The 15,086-nt window shown below is 40.8% G+C and carries 13 protein-coding genes and 1 tRNA gene; 13 read left to right on the plus strand and 1 reads right to left on the minus strand.

The genetic code is table 11. The features are described 5' to 3' along the window. Window positions 1–50 precede the first annotated feature (50 nt). The 11 genes from Q0486_RS14660 to Q0486_RS14710 all read left to right on the plus strand — a co-directional run bounded on the left by Q0486_RS14660 (window position 51) and on the right by Q0486_RS14710 (window position 10,602). Window positions 51–1,571 (plus strand): THUMP domain-containing protein, encoded by a 1,521-nt coding sequence (locus Q0486_RS14660; protein WP_299234984.1) that lies wholly within the window; start codon window positions 51–53, stop codon window positions 1,569–1,571. A gap of 118 nt (window positions 1,572–1,689) precedes the next feature. Beyond that, window positions 1,690–3,924 (plus strand): DPP IV N-terminal domain-containing protein, encoded by a 2,235-nt coding sequence (locus Q0486_RS14665; protein ID WP_299234986.1) that lies wholly within the window; start codon window positions 1,690–1,692, stop codon window positions 3,922–3,924. A 23-nt stretch (window positions 3,925–3,947) separates the two neighbouring features. Then, entirely contained in the window at window positions 3,948–5,222 is a 1,275-nt protein-coding gene (gene purD / locus Q0486_RS14670) for a phosphoribosylamine--glycine ligase (RefSeq protein ID WP_154043688.1), read from the plus strand. Between the two features lie 6 nt (window positions 5,223–5,228). Beyond that, window positions 5,229–6,170, plus strand: a complete 942-nt coding sequence (locus tag Q0486_RS14675) for a hypothetical protein (protein ID WP_299234990.1) — start codon at window positions 5,229–5,231, stop codon at window positions 6,168–6,170. Between the two features lie 6 nt (window positions 6,171–6,176). Beyond that, a complete protein-coding gene (locus Q0486_RS14680; RefSeq protein ID WP_299234992.1) occupies window positions 6,177–6,635 on the plus strand; it encodes a YqaA family protein in 459 nt (152 codons plus the stop codon). A 15-nt stretch (window positions 6,636–6,650) separates the two neighbouring features. Further along, window positions 6,651–7,310 (plus strand): tRNA (5-methylaminomethyl-2-thiouridine)(34)-methyltransferase MnmD, encoded by a 660-nt coding sequence (gene mnmD / locus Q0486_RS14685; protein WP_299234994.1) that lies wholly within the window; start codon window positions 6,651–6,653, stop codon window positions 7,308–7,310. Between the two features lie 67 nt (window positions 7,311–7,377). Continuing rightward, window positions 7,378–8,265, plus strand: a complete 888-nt coding sequence (locus tag Q0486_RS14690; protein ID WP_299234996.1) for a zinc ABC transporter substrate-binding protein — start codon at window positions 7,378–7,380, stop codon at window positions 8,263–8,265. Further along, window positions 8,265–9,032 carry an ABC transporter ATP-binding protein gene (locus Q0486_RS14695; RefSeq protein WP_299234999.1) on the plus strand — a complete coding sequence of 256 codons (768 nt, stop codon included), beginning with the start codon at window positions 8,265–8,267 and terminating at the stop codon, window positions 9,030–9,032. Before Q0486_RS14690 ends, Q0486_RS14695 begins: the two co-directional genes overlap by 1 nt. A 231-nt stretch (window positions 9,033–9,263) precedes the next feature. After that, window positions 9,264–9,334, plus strand: a tRNA-Gln gene (locus Q0486_RS14700). 372 nt (window positions 9,335–9,706) lie between these two features. Next, a complete protein-coding gene (locus Q0486_RS14705) occupies window positions 9,707–9,985 on the plus strand; it encodes a LysO family transporter (protein WP_235335975.1) in 279 nt (92 codons plus the stop codon). After that, window positions 9,982–10,602, plus strand: a complete 621-nt coding sequence (locus Q0486_RS14710; RefSeq protein ID WP_299235003.1) for a lysine exporter LysO family protein — start codon at window positions 9,982–9,984, stop codon at window positions 10,600–10,602. Before Q0486_RS14705 ends, Q0486_RS14710 begins: the two co-directional genes overlap by 4 nt. Window positions 10,603–10,894: 292 nt before the next feature. Here Q0486_RS14710 and sulP read toward each other — a convergent pair whose 3' ends face one another. Beyond that, entirely contained in the window at window positions 10,895–12,589 is a 1,695-nt protein-coding gene (sulP, locus tag Q0486_RS14715) for a sulfate permease (RefSeq protein WP_299235005.1), read from the minus strand. A gap of 216 nt (window positions 12,590–12,805) precedes the next feature. On the opposite strand from sulP, the gene rbr reads away from it, so the two are divergent. Both rbr and eno read left to right on the plus strand, forming a co-directional pair. Then, window positions 12,806–13,384 carry a rubrerythrin gene (gene rbr / locus Q0486_RS14720; protein WP_204443971.1) on the plus strand — a complete coding sequence of 193 codons (579 nt, stop codon included), beginning with the start codon at window positions 12,806–12,808 and terminating at the stop codon, window positions 13,382–13,384. 196 nt (window positions 13,385–13,580) lie between these two features. Next, complete coding sequence (gene eno, locus Q0486_RS14725; RefSeq protein ID WP_299235008.1) at window positions 13,581–14,861, plus strand: phosphopyruvate hydratase; 1,281 nt, start codon at window positions 13,581–13,583, stop codon at window positions 14,859–14,861. Window positions 14,862–15,086: the final 225 nt, after the last annotated feature.

Consider the following 15,086-nt stretch of genomic DNA (forward strand, 5'->3'; position numbering starts at 1 on the left):
ATTACGTAATTTTGTACCCTAAAACAAAATTACGTAATTTTTTTTCAAACATGAATCAAGAATTCGAGCTTATCGCCAAAACATTCCAGGGACTGGAAGAAGTATTGGCACAAGAACTCACTGAATTGGGAGCCGGCAACATCGAAATTGGTCGCCGCATGGTTTCTTTCACAGGCGACAAGGCAATGATGTACAAAGCAAACTTTTGCCTGCGTACTGCAATCCGCATTCTTAAACCAATCAAACATTTTACTGCCAACTCGGCCGACGAAGTTTACGATGCTGTAAAAAGCATTGAATGGGATGAATATCTTGACAATATGAGCAGCTTCAGTGTAGATGCTGTAGTATTCTCTGAAGAATTCCGCCATTCAAAATTCGTTGCATACAAGGTAAAAGATGCCATTGTGGACTATTTCCGCGAAAAGACAGGAAACCGTCCGTCTGTACGCATCAGTAAGCCTGATTTGGGTATTAACATCCACATTGCAGAAAACCAGTGTACTTTGTCACTCGACAGCTCCGGCGAGTCTCTTCACCGCCGCGGTTACCGTCAGGAACAGGTGGAGGCTCCGCTTAACGAAGTTCTCGCTGCCGGAATGATATTGATGACAGGTTGGAGAGGCGAGTGCGACCTTATCGACCCTATGTGCGGTTCTGGTACTATTCCTATCGAGGCTGCACTGATAGCACGCAACATCGCTCCGGGTGTGTTCCGCAAAGAATTCGGATTCGAAAAATGGAAAGATTTCGACCGCGAACTTCTCGACTCAATCTATAACGACGACTCGCAGGAAAAAGAATTCAACCATAAGATATACGGTTATGACAACAATCCTAAGGCAAATGAGATTGCCACTCACAACATCAAGGCTGCCGGAGTGAGCAAGGATATCATACTGAAAATCCAACCGTTCCAGCAGTTTGAACAGCCTGCAGAAAAGAGCATCATCATTACAAACCCTCCATACGGTGAGAGAATCTCATCGGACGACTTGCTTGGTCTGTACAAGATGATAGGAGAAAGACTGAAACATGCTTTCACTGGTAACGATGCATGGATATTAAGCTACCGTAACGAATGTTTCGACCAGATAGGACTTAAGCCAAGTGTGAAAATACGTCTGATGAACGGTGCTCTGGAATGTCAGTTCCGCCAGTATCAGTTGTTCGACGGCAAGTTCAAGGCGTTCAGAAGTGGTGAGGAAGGAAAGAACTTCAAGGCCAAGAGTGAAGAAAGAAGCGAAAGACCAAGAAGAAGGAGTGAGAAACCTGATTTCGGCAAAGGTGACCGCAAGGACAGAAAACCTTTCGGCAACGACAAAGGTGATAGAAGAGACCGTAAAGACGGCGATACAAAATCTGAATTCAGAGGAAGAAGAGCCGGCGACGGAAAAGAATTCACACGCGAAAGAAAGAGCGAATTCAAATACCGCGACGAAAACAAGCCACGCACTCCACGCCCGTCAACAGACGACGGACGTCCTAAAGGCGCGCCTGCACCAAGATATATGCACAGCAGACGCAAGCCGGAAGACTTATTGTCAACAGAAGAAAACAACGTTGATTAATACATATCCTTGCTGGGTAAAACCTTACCCAGCAAGGTTTCATATTTTTAAAACGATTCTATAACGTAACAGAAAAAACATGATTCTCAAGAACAAAATTATAACCCTATTGAGTATAATGGCACTTAATATCCCTACTACAGGAATCCTGGCACAGGAAAAGACTTCGTTCACACTACAGGATGTAATACCGGGAGGTGACAACTATTTCAACCTCATTCCAAAAAGAATGTCAGGCCTGAAATGGTGGGGCGACGTATGTATCCGCACAGGAGTGGAGGAGATAGTATCTATCGACACAAAGAACGGAAAGGAAAAGACTATCATCACCTTAGAAGAAATAAATTCTGCATTGCAGGCTGACGAGAAGACCAAGGGTATCAAGCAGCTACGTTCGCTCATGGGTGCTTCAATGCCTTGGGGAGATGAGAAAGAAATACTTCTCTCACACGACGGTAACATCATAGTTTATGACTTCGAAGACAAGACCGTAAAATCGGCTATCAAAATAAACAAGGGAGCTGCCAATATTGATTTCTGCAAAGAAAGCATGACTGTGGCATATACAGTGGGTGACAACCTACATATAGCTTCCGAGAAAATAGCAGACAAGCAGGTTAATCCTGACATCGACATTGAAAAAGCCGCATGCGGTGCTAACGATATACACGACATCGTTTACGGACAGGCTGTACACCGTAATGAATTCGGTATTTACAAGGGTACATTCTGGAGTCCTGAAGGAAAATACCTTGCTTTCTACCGAATGGATCAGAGTATGGTGACAGACTATCCGCAAGTAAATACCACTACACGCACAGCAACCCTAGAACCTGACAAATATCCTATGGCAGGCATGACAAGCCATAAGGTAACAGTTGGAATATATAATCCAGAGAGCGGAAAGACAGTCTATCTGGATGCAGGCGACCCTACAGACAGATATTTCACAAACATATCATGGGCTCCTGACGAGGAAAACATCTATGTGATAGAAGTGAACCGCGACCAGAACTATGCACAACTCGTTAAGTACGATGCCGAAACAGGTAAGAAAATCGGTGTACTGTACGAGGAATCTCATCCTAAATATGTTGAGCCTCAGCATCCTCTGACATTCCTACCATGGGATGAGACAAAATTCATCTACCAGAGCCAGAGAGACGGCTTCAATCATCTGTATCTGTTCGATACTAAGAAACCTAGACCTGTCACATTGGAACTGATAGAAGGTATGAACAAATACAAAGAATATGTAGAGGTAAAACAGCTCACCAAAGGCAACTGGCTGATACAGGATATCCTCGGTTTCAACGAAGCGAAGAAGGAAATCATCATTGCATCTACAGAGGCTTCACCTTTGCAGACTAACATCTACAGCCTCAACATAAATAGCGGCAAACGTACTTTGATTGGCAAGGAAGACGGTAACCATAGAGCACAACTCTCTGCCGGTGGTAATTATATAATCGACAACATGACTTCGTTCAGTGTAGCAGGCGAAACAAGCATACTCCCTACAAACGGCAAAAAGGGTATTACTATCTTCACTTCAAGCGACCCTATGCCTGAGATATTCAATATGCCTGAGATAACTCTTGGAACAATAAAGGCTGCAGACGGCAAGACTGATCTTTACTACAGACTTATCAAGCCGGTTAACTTCGACCCTAACAAGAAATATCCTGCTATAATCTACGTGTATGGCGGTCCTCACGCACAGATGATACACAACACTCGTTTCTACGATGCGCGCGGATGGGACTTGTACATGGCTCAGAAAGGATATGTAATGCTTACAGTTGACAGCCGTGGCAGCGACAACCGCGGACGAGAATTCGAGAACTGTACTTTCCGTCAACTTGGTGTGGAAGAAATGAAAGACCAGGTGGAAGGAGCAAAGATGCTGCAGTCACTTCCATACGTTGATGCAAATAGGATAGGAGTACACGGATGGAGCTTCGGAGGATTCATGACTACAAACCTTATGCTCACTTATCCTGAAATTTTCAAGGTTGGTGTAGCCGGAGGTCCGGTTATCGACTGGAAATACTACGAGGTGATGTACGGCGAAAGGTACATGGACACACCGGAAACTAATCCTGAAGGATACAAAAACTCAAACCTGAACCTGAAAGCAGGAAACCTGAAAGGACGACTACTGATTATTATCGGTGGAGAAGACCCGACATGCGTTCCTCAGCACAGCTATACCTTCCTGCGCTCATGTATTGATGCAGGAACACATCCTGACTTCTTCGTTTATCCTGAATCAGGACATAACATGATTGGAACAGAAAGAGTTCATCTGCATGAACACATTTCGAGATACTTTGACGACTTCTTAAAATAAAAAACTTAAAACCAAAATATAATATGAAACTCTTACTACTTGGCTCAGGCGGCCGCGAACATGCTCTGGCATGGAAAATTGCACAAAGCTCAAAAGTTGAGAAATTGTACATCGCTCCGGGAAATGCCGGAACACGCGAAGTTGGTGAAAATGTAGCTATCAAGGCTGACGATTTTAATGCCATCAAACAGTTTGTTGTTGAAAACAAGGTTGATATGGTGGTAGTAGGTCCGGAAGATCCATTGGTAAAGGGTGTATATGACTTTTTCCGCGACGACGAAGCATTGAAATCAATCCCAGTTATAGGCCCTTCTAAAGCCGGTGCAGTGCTTGAAGGAAGTAAGGAATTTGCAAAAGGATTCATGCAGCGTCACAATATCCCTACGGCAGGCTACAAGAGCATTACAGCCGAAAACCTTGAAGAAGGATTGGCTTTCCTTGAGACTCTTGAAGCTCCATACGTGCTTAAAGCTGACGGATTGTGTGCCGGAAAAGGTGTATTGATTCTCCCTACACTGGAAGAAGCTAAGAAGGAACTGAAGGAAATGCTTGGCGGTATGTTCGGAAGTGCTTCTGCCACTGTTGTTATCGAAGAATTCCTTAGCGGTATAGAATGTTCTGTTTTCGTTCTTACAGACGGAAAGAACTACAAGATATTACCTGAAGCAAAAGACTACAAACGTATCGGCGAAGGCGACAAAGGTCTTAACACAGGAGGTATGGGTTCTGTATCACCTGTTCCGTTTGCAAATGCAGAATGGATGAAGAAGGTGGAAGACCGTATCATACGTCCTACTGTAGAAGGTCTTGCAGAAGAAGGTATCGACTATAAGGGATTCATCTTCTTCGGACTTATCAACGTGAAGGGCGAACCAATGGTGATAGAATACAACGTACGTATGGGTGACCCTGAAACAGAAAGCGTGATGCTCCGTATCAAGAGCGACCTGGTTGACCTGCTCGAAGGTGTTGCAGAAGGTAACCTCGACCAGCGTGTTCTTGAGATAGACCCTCGCTCGGCTGTATGCGTTATGCTGGTATCAGGAGGATATCCTGAAGCATACGACAAAGGATTCCCTATGAGCGGCATAGAAGACGCTAAAGCAGGCGGAAGCATAGTATTCCATGCCGGAACAGCTGTTAAGGACGGACAGGTAGTAACTGCCGGAGGACGTGTCATCGCTGTAAGTTCTTACGGAGCAAACAAGGAAGAAGCCTTGGCTATGTCGTTCCAGAATGCCGGCAAGATACAGTTCGAGAAGAAATATTTCCGTTCAGACATAGGTTTCGATTTATAATATATCATGCGTAACCGCTTTCAATATGAGATAGCTACCGGGAGACTGACTCTTCCGGTAGCTATCATATTATCATTAATTCTGTGGATAGCATCTTTCAACGATAAATTGGAGGTTGCATCATTTCTGACAGGAGGTTTGGTAACATATCTTCTCATTGAGTTCAATACTTCATTTGCCCTTGTACGAAGCCGTTCATCGTTGCCCTCTGCCTTATTTGCCATACTTTATTCATCATCTTTGTTCCTTCATGAATATGGTAAAGGGGAATGCTGGATTCTGTTACTTTTCATGGGAAGTCTTTATTGTCTGCTCAAGAGTTATGAATTAAGCAACGCATCTAAATATATCTTCCACGCCTTTTTATGGCTAGGCATAGCAAGTCTGATAGAACCGGGAGTGATTCTTTCTGTACCGCTGGTATTCATCTTAATGTTTCAGCTCAGGTCATTCAGCTTCAAGACTTTCTTTGCGGGTATTATTGGTCTTTGTACTCCGTACTGGCTGATAACAGGATATGACCTATATACTGGAAAAGACCTGATGTTTATCACATGGTTCGACAATATTTTTGAATGGAATACAAACATATACAGTAACTTTCCGATACATCATATTGTAACAGCCGGGGGGGTATTATTACTATCTACTGTAAGCGGAATAAACAGTCTTATAGAATCACAAAGTGATAAGGTAAGGAACAGAATCATGATAATGGTAATAAACACTATAGGAATATATGAAACTATTCTCATGATTGCGCAACCTGCTATGCTTAAAACAATATTTCCCATTATAATAACAATGGGATCTATCCTTTACGGATATATCATGATACAGAAGACAAACAGGTTTACATATATTTTTATGATATTTTCACTGGTTATAACCGCTCTTATGGCATTATATAACCTGATGATTCATTTTTCGACGAACATAGGATTATAAGATATCATGGATACAATGCTACAGTTTCTCACAGAATGGGGTTATTGGGGAATGTTCATTTCAGCATTCCTGGCAGGAACAGTGTTGCCGTTCAGTTCGGAAGCCGTATTGCTGGCATGTATCGGACTTGGACTTGACCCTATACTGTCCACACTATCCACCACAGCAGGAAATGCTTTGGGAGGACTGACATGCTACTGGATAGGACATCTTGGAAAGATGGAATGGATAGAAAAGTATCTGGGGGTGAAAAAGAAACAGATGGACAAGGCAGAAAGATTTATCAAAGGAAAAGGTTCATGGATAGCTTTCCTGTCATTTCTGCCGGTTATAGGTGACGCTATACTGGTAGTATTGGGACTGATGAGAGCCAACGCACTTATAGTTACAATATCCATGACTTTGGGAAAACTTGCAAGATATGCCATTCTTGTAGCCACAACCCTGAAACTGATATCCTTATAACAAACAATTAAGGTTATGGAAATAGAAAAAACAGCAGATGGAAGCTATACACTGTTCGTTCCGGAACTGGACGAGCATTATCACTCTGTGAAAGGAGCATTGACAGAGTCGGAACACATATTCATCAATATGGGTCTTAAACATTCACAGGCTACGTCACCACATATACTGGAAATTGGTTTTGGAACAGGACTAAATGCCTTCCTGACATCTCTCGAAGCCAAAAATGAGAAGAGAAACATATTCTATACCACTATAGAGAAATTTCCTCTTGATATGGAGACTATAAAGCTTCTTGAGTATCCGAAACTTATCGCACCGGAAGAAAGCGAACTGTTTTACTCTATCCACAATGCAGAATGGAACTCACCGCAAACCGTATCAGAGCATTTCACTATTGAAAAAATAGAAGGTGATTTTACTGAATATAATTTCAGAAAAGGCTACGACATTATATATTTTGATGCCTTTGCACCTGAAAAACAACCTGAAATGTGGAACCAGACACTGTTTAACAACCTATATGATGTATTGAACAACAACGGAATACTCACCACATATTGTGCAAAAGGAGTTGTAAGACGGATGCTTCAGAAAGCGGGTTTCATAGTGGAACGCTTGGCAGGTCCTCCGGGAGGCAAAAGAGAAATACTGAGAGGGACCAAAAAGAAATGAAATCTTACACAAAACGAAATGTGCAGGAAACAGCATAATGATTAATCTTTTAAATTTTGATTGTAACATGAAAACATTATTATCTATTATATGCCTGCTTCTGGCTTTTTCATCATGCAGTAACACTGAAAAAAACGATAAGCCTACAATAACCGTCACAATAGAACCGCTAAGATATTTCACAGAAGTCATTGCAGGCGATAAATTCAAAGTAGTGAGCATGGTACCGGCCGGCAGCAGCCCGGAAACTTACGACCCGACTCCACAACAAATGGTCAACCTTAGTAAGAGTGTTGCATATCTGCGTATAGGATATATAGGATTCGAACAGTCGTGGACTGGCAAACTACAGGAAAGTCTTCCGAAACTACCATTCTACGATACTTCCGCCGGGGTAAATCTCATACACCAGCAATGTTCACACTCACATGACAACAGTGCACAGGAGAACCATGTACACGGCGTAGAACCACACATCTGGAATTCTACAGAGAACGCTAAAATAATAGCCAATAACATCTGTAACGCACTGCAAGAACTGGACAGCAAGAACTCGGAATACTATAACAGCAGACTGGACAGTCTTACAAAAATAATAGAAAATACCGATGAAAAAATAAAGGAAATAATTACTGATGCAGACAAGACTTTCCTTATCTATCATCCGGCTTTGACTTACTTTGCCAGAGATTACGGTCTGGAACAAATCAGTATTGAGGAAGGCGGAAAAGAACCGTCGCCCGCTCATCTGCAGTCACTAATAAAACTGTGTAAAGACAAGAACGCCAAAGTAATATTCGTGCAGCAGGAGTTCGACATGCGCAATGCAGAAACTATAGCCAAGGAACTTGGAGTGGAAGTTGTTCCGGTTAATCCGTTAAACTACAACTGGACTGAAGAGATGATAAATACAGCAAAGGCACTACATACAAAAGAAGTTTCAACCAACGAATAATGAATAACCGCATAATAAAAATAGAGAATTTGTCCGCAGGATATGAGAATAAGACCGTCCTTCATGACATAAATCTGGAGATAGCAGAAAAGGATTTCCTTGGCATTATAGGTCCGAACGGCGGAGGAAAAACCACACTGATGAAGGTGATACTGGGACTTCTGGAACCTACCGAAGGAAAAATAACCTATTATGATAACGGTACCCCCACAGAAAGACTGGAAATAGGCTATCTGCCGCAATATAATTCAATAGACAAGAAATTCCCTATATCTGTTTACGAAGTTATTCTTTCCGGGCTTAACAGACAAAAAAACCTGTTCAGAAGATTCACAAAAGAACATCATGAAAGAGTAAAGAAAACTATCTCCATGATGGGACTCGAAGGAATGGAAAACAAGCCGATAGGACAGCTGAGCGGAGGACAGATGCAAAGAGCTTTATTAGGTAGAGCCATTGTTTCAGATCCTAAGGCAATAATACTTGACGAGCCAAATACCTATATCGACAAGCGTTTCGAAGCCAGACTGTATTCACTGCTTGAGGAAATAAACAAGGAAAGGACTATAATACTTGTAAGCCACGACATAGGATCAGTACTGCAAAATGTAAAGAGTATAGCTTGCGTAAACGGCACTTTGGACTATCACCCTCAAAGCGAAGTCTCTGCCGAATGGATAGAAGAAAAGCTGCAATGCCCTATTGAACTGCTTGGACACGGTGAACTGCCGCACAGAGTACTCAAAAAACACAATCATAAAGACTAATAAAAACTACAGTAATTTTATTTTCACAAATAAAATTTTATCCCATAAAAAACGCTTTGTCATTCGATGTAAAATGCCTTGTCGTTTAACTTCGAATGACAAAGCATTTATTTTTTAATGATCTAATAAGAAATATAGATCTATAAGTACGAAAAAAGTTAAAGAAAATTTGGAAGATAACATAAAAAGATAGTATCTTTGCCACGCATTTCGAAAGAAAGCAATTAAGTTTGGACTATGGTGTAATGGTAGCACAACAGGTTTTGGTTCTGTTTGTCCAGGTTCGAATCCTGGTAGTCCAACACAAGAAAGCCTCAAGAGATAATCTCTTGGGGCTTTCTTGTTTATATAACTATGTAACAAAAACGAATATTTATTCACCGACAATAATATACTATCAATTCGTAATATAATATACATATCAAATTGTAAGCAATATGAGTACAAAATATTCAAATTACAGTATAAAACATTTTTCTTGTATATCAAATATAACATAAAAGAAAAAAGTGTACCTTTGCGACCGATTTCAAGCAACACAAAAACTTATAAATTGATATTAAAAATGAAAATAATCTGGTCTATACGATCTTTTAATTTCACTAATGTGCCATAGAATATACTCCAAGCGAGGATTTTTATTTTCTATGTCTAATTTTAATTTATAACTTTACATGTTCATTTTTATTTCTATTATGGCAATAGGTGCCTTGATAGGCTATAGTCTACGCAGTAAAAAAGACCTAAGCAAGGTAACTGTACTTATACAAATTGTAGTTTGTCTTCTTTTATTCATTCTAGGACTATCTGTAGGGGCAAACGAACTAATAATCAACAATCTGACTTACTACTGCGAACAGGCAGCGATAATATCTGCCTTAAGCCTCGTAGGAAGCTCTGTAGCAGCCATGCTGGTATTCAACATGTTTTTCAAGAAAGGAACCGGAAAATGAAAGGAAGTATAATGATTCTGGTATTCTTTATATTAGGATGTCTGGGCGGTTATTTTGTTACAATGGATTTCGATGCGCATCAGCTCTCGGTATATGTACTCTATGTACTTATGCTTTTGCTTGGCATCAATCTTGGAGGTAATCAGGACATAAAAGGATTTGCATCGCAACTGAGTTTTAAGATGCTTCTTGTCCCAATGGCTACAGTGGCAGGAACTTTCGTTTTCTCTGCAATTGCAGCATTTATTCTGAGCAGATGGAGCATATTCGACTGTATGGCAGTTGGTAGTGGTTTTGCATACTATTCCGTATCTTCAGTTCTTATAACCCAGCTTAAAACACCAAGCATAGGACTTCAGCTTGCCACAGAACTAGGAACTATTGCCCTGCTTGCAAATATATTCCGCGAAATGACGGCCCTGATTTGTGCCCCGGTAATAAGAAAATATTTCGGGCAGCTTGCACCTATATCTGCCGCAGGTATAGGATCATCTGATATTCTATTAGCTACTATCAGCAAATATTCAGGCAAGGAAGCAATTCCATTGGCTATTCTTCACGGAATTCTGATAAACCTGAGCGTACCATTCTTCGTATCGTTATTCTGTAATTTATAATAAGAAACAAAAACCGCCGGCTAGAGATATGTGATGTATATCTAGCCGGCGGTTTTTACTATATTTTATCGTGCAAAACGTATAGACATAAAAAAAGGAGTACCGCTGTACTCCAACCTTTGTTAACCTTAAAATCTAATACTATGAAAAACACAGTACAAAGGTACGGACTTTCCGGTAATCTGCAAGTATTTCAGCCAAAAATCTATGCTTTATAACATAGTTTAATAAATAAAGAAAATGCTCCACGTTTGTTAACAACATGGAGCATTTATGTTAATTGTTAAAAGCATTATTTTCTATTGAGTTCTTCCATTTCTTTTGTAGCCACAGCCAAGGCTTCATTTATATTGCTACAGATATTTTCCTTACCAAGGAGTTCATAGAATCCTGATTTCTCAAGTGTCTTATGTACATGCTCATTTACACCAGACAGGATGATATGTATATTCTCCTTCTGCGACATGTGGCAAAGTGTAGTAAGGTTATGAATACCTGTAGAATCGATAAACGGAACCTTACGCATACGTATGATACGAATCTTAGGTCTATCACCCAGCTGCGCCATCATATCCTCAAATTTGGTTGCTATACCGAAGAAATAAGGACCGTTAATCTCATACACCTCTACACCATCAGGAATAATAAGATGCTCTTCGTGTACTTCCATATCCGATTCCTTATTAGGGTCAAGTTCGTTCTTTATAACGGAAATCTGAGTAGTTTCCATCACACGTTTCATAAACAATACACAGGCAATGAGCAATCCCACTTCGATAGCCACTGTCAAATCGAATATTACTGTAAGGAAGAATGTAATAAGAAGAACTGTAACATCCGATTTAGGGTTCTTGAGCAATCCCATAAACACTCTCCATCCGCTCATATTATATGATACAATAACCAATACTCCGGCAAGACATGCCATAGGTATATACTGAGCAAGCGGCATTAAGAAAAGAAGTATCAGAAGAAGAACTATTGCATGTACAATTCCTGACACAGGAGACTTTCCTCCGTTATTGATATTTGTCATAGTACGGGCAATTGCTCCTGTTGCAGGAATACCTCCGAAAATAGGAGATACCACATTGGCAATACCCTGAGCTATGAGTTCTGTATTTGAATCGTGTCTGTCACCAATCACACCATCAGCCACAGCAGCAGAAAGCAAAGATTCTATTGCTCCAAGAACTGCTATAGTTATCGCTACAGGGAAAAGGTTCTGTATTGCCTCCCAATTTATCGCAGGAACAGCTGCCGAAGGAAGTTCAGCCTTAATACTGAAACGATCGCCGATAGTATCAATACATGTGATTCCTGCATACTGCTTAAGTAAATACACTCCTACAGTAACCAGAATAATTGCAACAAGCGAACCTGGCACTTTCTTTGAGAACTTTGGAGTTATAGCTATGATAAACACACTGACAACACTTACTATGGCATTCCACCAGTTCACAGTATCAAAATGTCTGAAATAGAGCATCCATTTACCAATGAAATCTCCAGGAACCTTTTCTCCCCTGAAATCAAGGCCGAAGATGTCTGCTATCTGTGTAGTAAAGATAGTCACGGCAATACCGCTCGTAAAACCTATAATAATAGGATAGGGGATAAACTTTATAACAGTTCCCAACTTGAATACACCTAATAATATAAGCAGGACTCCCGCCATCATAGTGGCAACCATAAGTCCACTCAATCCATATTGCTGGATAATACCGTAGATGATAACAATAAAAGCACCTGTAGGACCACCTATCTGCACCTTACTGCCACCAAGGAACGAAATGATAAATCCAGCCACAATAGCCGTAATGATACCTTTTTCAGGAGTTACACCTGAAGCAATACCAAACGCGATAGCCAACGGCAAGGCTACAATACCTACTATTATACCCGCCATCAAATCAGTCATGAAATCTGATTTACTGTAATTCTTGAGTGTAGAAAACAGTTTAGGATGAAACTCAACCCCTTTCATAAAACAATCTTATTTCTATTTATAAATATTTTTTTGCAAAATTACGTATTTTCTGCCATATAACATACTTTTATAACCATATAAATTATGATTTGACATTAAAAGCTTAAAAGATTATAAATTAAAAATTGTAATGATTACAAATTTGAATAAATATATTACATTTGCAGTGTGAAAATAAAACAAGAAGTTTAACCCAACAAAATAACTACAATTATGGAAAAAAGCATCAAAGGAACAAGAACAGAGAAAAATTTGGCAATCTCATTTGCAGGTGAATCACAGGCAAGAATGCGTTACACTTATTTTGCAAGTGTAGCAAAGAAAGAAGGTTACGAACAGATTTCAGCAATCTTCACCGAAACTGCAGACCAGGAAAAGGAACACGCAAAACGTATGTTCAAATGGCTTGAAGGCGGAATGGTAGAAATTACAGCTAGCTATCCAGCAGGCGTAATCGGTACAACACTTGAAAACCTGAAAGCAGCAGCTGCCGGCGAAAACGAAGAATGGTCATTGGATTACCCACGTTTTGCTGACATCGCAGACGAAGAAGGTTTCCCTGCAATCGCAAAAATGTATCGTGAAATTGCTGTAGCTGAAAAGGGACACGAAGAAAGATACAGAGCTTTCGTTAAGAATATCGAAGAAGGAAAGGTATTCAAGAAAGATGTTGAAACAGTATGGCAGTGCCGCAACTGTGGTTATGTGCACGTAGGTACAGAGGCTCCTGAAGTATGTCCTGCATGTCTTCACCCACAAGCTTATTTCGAAGTTAAAAAGAACAACTACTAATAACTGTTCATTCCCTAAATCATAGATATACAGGTTGCCTCGTGAAAATGTACCTACATTTGATCAGGGCAACCTGTCCTATTTTATAACAATACAAAAACCTGCAATAGAAGAATACCTACTTTTAGGTATTGTAAATAAAATCAGGACTTTTGAACTTTGCAGGTGTATATAAAACTATAAAAAACTTAAGCGTATGAGAATAGAATCAATCAAAGGACGTGAAATTTTGGATTCACGCGGCAACCCGACAGTAGAAGTAGAAGTTCGTCTGGAATCAGGAATTACAGGTAGAGCATCTGTTCCTTCAGGAGCATCAACAGGCGAAAACGAGGCTCTTGAGCTGCGCGATAACGACAAAACCAGATACGGCGGTAAAGGCGTACTGAAAGCTGTATATAACGTAAACAATGTCATTGCACCTGCACTTACAGGTTGGTCTGCACTGCAACAGAGGGCCATAGACAACAAGATGCTTGAACTGGACGGTACAAAGACCAAATCAAAACTCGGAGCAAACGCAATTCTCGGTGTATCACTTGCAGTGGCAAAAGCTGCCGCAAACTATCTTGATATTCCTCTCTACAGATACATTGGCGGTGTGAACACATACACTTTACCTGTACCTATGATGAACATCATAAACGGAGGCTCTCACAGCGATGCTCCTATAGCCTTCCAGGAATTCATGATTCGTCCTGTAGGTGCAGCATCCTTCCGCGAAGGACTCAGAATGGGCGCAGAAGTCTTCCATGCCCTTAAAAAAGTACTTCACGACAGAGGACTCAGCACTGCAGTAGGCGATGAGGGTGGATTTGCACCTTCACTCAACGGTACAGAAGACGCTCTTGAATCAATAATCTCTGCTATCAAAGCCGCAGGATACGAACCGGGAAAAGACATTATGATTGGTATGGACTGCGCTTCGTCAGAGTTCTACAAGAATGGAATATACGATTACACAATCTTCGAAGGAGAAAAAGGAAAGAAACGTACTTCTGACGAACAGATTGACTATCTAGAAGAATTGATAAACAAATATCCTATCGACTCAATAGAAGACGGTATGAGCGAAAACGACTGGGATGGCTGGAAAAAACTTACAGAAAGAATCGGCGACAGATGCCAGCTGGTTGGCGACGACCTGTTCGTTACTAACGTGGAATTCCTCTCAAAAGGTATAGAAATGGGATGCGGAAACTCAATCCTGATAAAAGTAAACCAGATAGGTTCGCTGAGCGAAACACTCGATGCAATAGAAATGGCACACAGACATGGCTATACAACTGTTACATCACACCGCTCGGGAGAAACAGAAGATGCCACAATAGCAGACATCGCTGTAGCAACCAACAGCGGTCAGATAAAGACAGGCTCTTTAAGCCGCTCGGACAGAATGGCAAAATACAACCAGCTTCTCCGTATCGAAGAAGAACTTGGAGACCTGGCAAAATACGGATATAAAAGAATAAAGTAACCTGCCCATAATTCAACGGTTATCACCTCAAAACAGCCGTATTTCGGTAAAAAATGAGGTGATAATCACTTTTTTTGAAAAAAAATCGGTCAAAGTATTGCAAGTACGGAAAATTGTTGTACCTTTGCACCGCAATTGAGACATAAAACAACTCAAAAGCCGAGAATAATTGGTGCGTTAGTTCAGTTGGTTAGAATACATGCCTGTCACGCATGGGGTCACGGG

Origin of the sequence: uncultured Bacteroides sp. (genome assembly GCF_937912035.1) — a bacterium.
GTDB lineage: Bacteria > Bacteroidota > Bacteroidia > Bacteroidales > Bacteroidaceae > Phocaeicola.

What these genes read in the sequence shown, in the direction of transcription:
- Q0486_RS14660 (WP_299234984.1), top strand. Translation starts at nt 51, where the DNA reads ATGAATCAAGAATTCGAGCTTATCGCCAAAACATTCCAGGGACTGGAA.
- Q0486_RS14665 (WP_299234986.1), top strand. Translation starts at nt 1,690, where the DNA reads ATGGCACTTAATATCCCTACTACAGGAATCCTGGCACAGGAAAAGACT.
- purD (WP_154043688.1), top strand. Translation starts at nt 3,948, where the DNA reads ATGAAACTCTTACTACTTGGCTCAGGCGGCCGCGAACATGCTCTGGCA.
- Q0486_RS14675 (WP_299234990.1), top strand. Translation starts at nt 5,229, where the DNA reads ATGCGTAACCGCTTTCAATATGAGATAGCTACCGGGAGACTGACTCTT.
- Q0486_RS14680 (WP_299234992.1), top strand. Translation starts at nt 6,177, where the DNA reads ATGGATACAATGCTACAGTTTCTCACAGAATGGGGTTATTGGGGAATG.
- mnmD (WP_299234994.1), top strand. Translation starts at nt 6,651, where the DNA reads ATGGAAATAGAAAAAACAGCAGATGGAAGCTATACACTGTTCGTTCCG.
- Q0486_RS14690 (WP_299234996.1), top strand. Translation starts at nt 7,378, where the DNA reads ATGAAAACATTATTATCTATTATATGCCTGCTTCTGGCTTTTTCATCA.
- Q0486_RS14695 (WP_299234999.1), top strand. Translation starts at nt 8,265, where the DNA reads ATGAATAACCGCATAATAAAAATAGAGAATTTGTCCGCAGGATATGAG.
- Q0486_RS14705 (WP_235335975.1), top strand. Translation starts at nt 9,707, where the DNA reads ATGTTCATTTTTATTTCTATTATGGCAATAGGTGCCTTGATAGGCTAT.
- Q0486_RS14710 (WP_299235003.1), top strand. Translation starts at nt 9,982, where the DNA reads ATGAAAGGAAGTATAATGATTCTGGTATTCTTTATATTAGGATGTCTG.
- sulP (WP_299235005.1), bottom strand. Translation starts at nt 12,589, where the DNA reads ATGAAAGGGGTTGAGTTTCATCCTAAACTGTTTTCTACACTCAAGAAT.
- rbr (WP_204443971.1), top strand. Translation starts at nt 12,806, where the DNA reads ATGGAAAAAAGCATCAAAGGAACAAGAACAGAGAAAAATTTGGCAATC.
- eno (WP_299235008.1), top strand. Translation starts at nt 13,581, where the DNA reads ATGAGAATAGAATCAATCAAAGGACGTGAAATTTTGGATTCACGCGGC.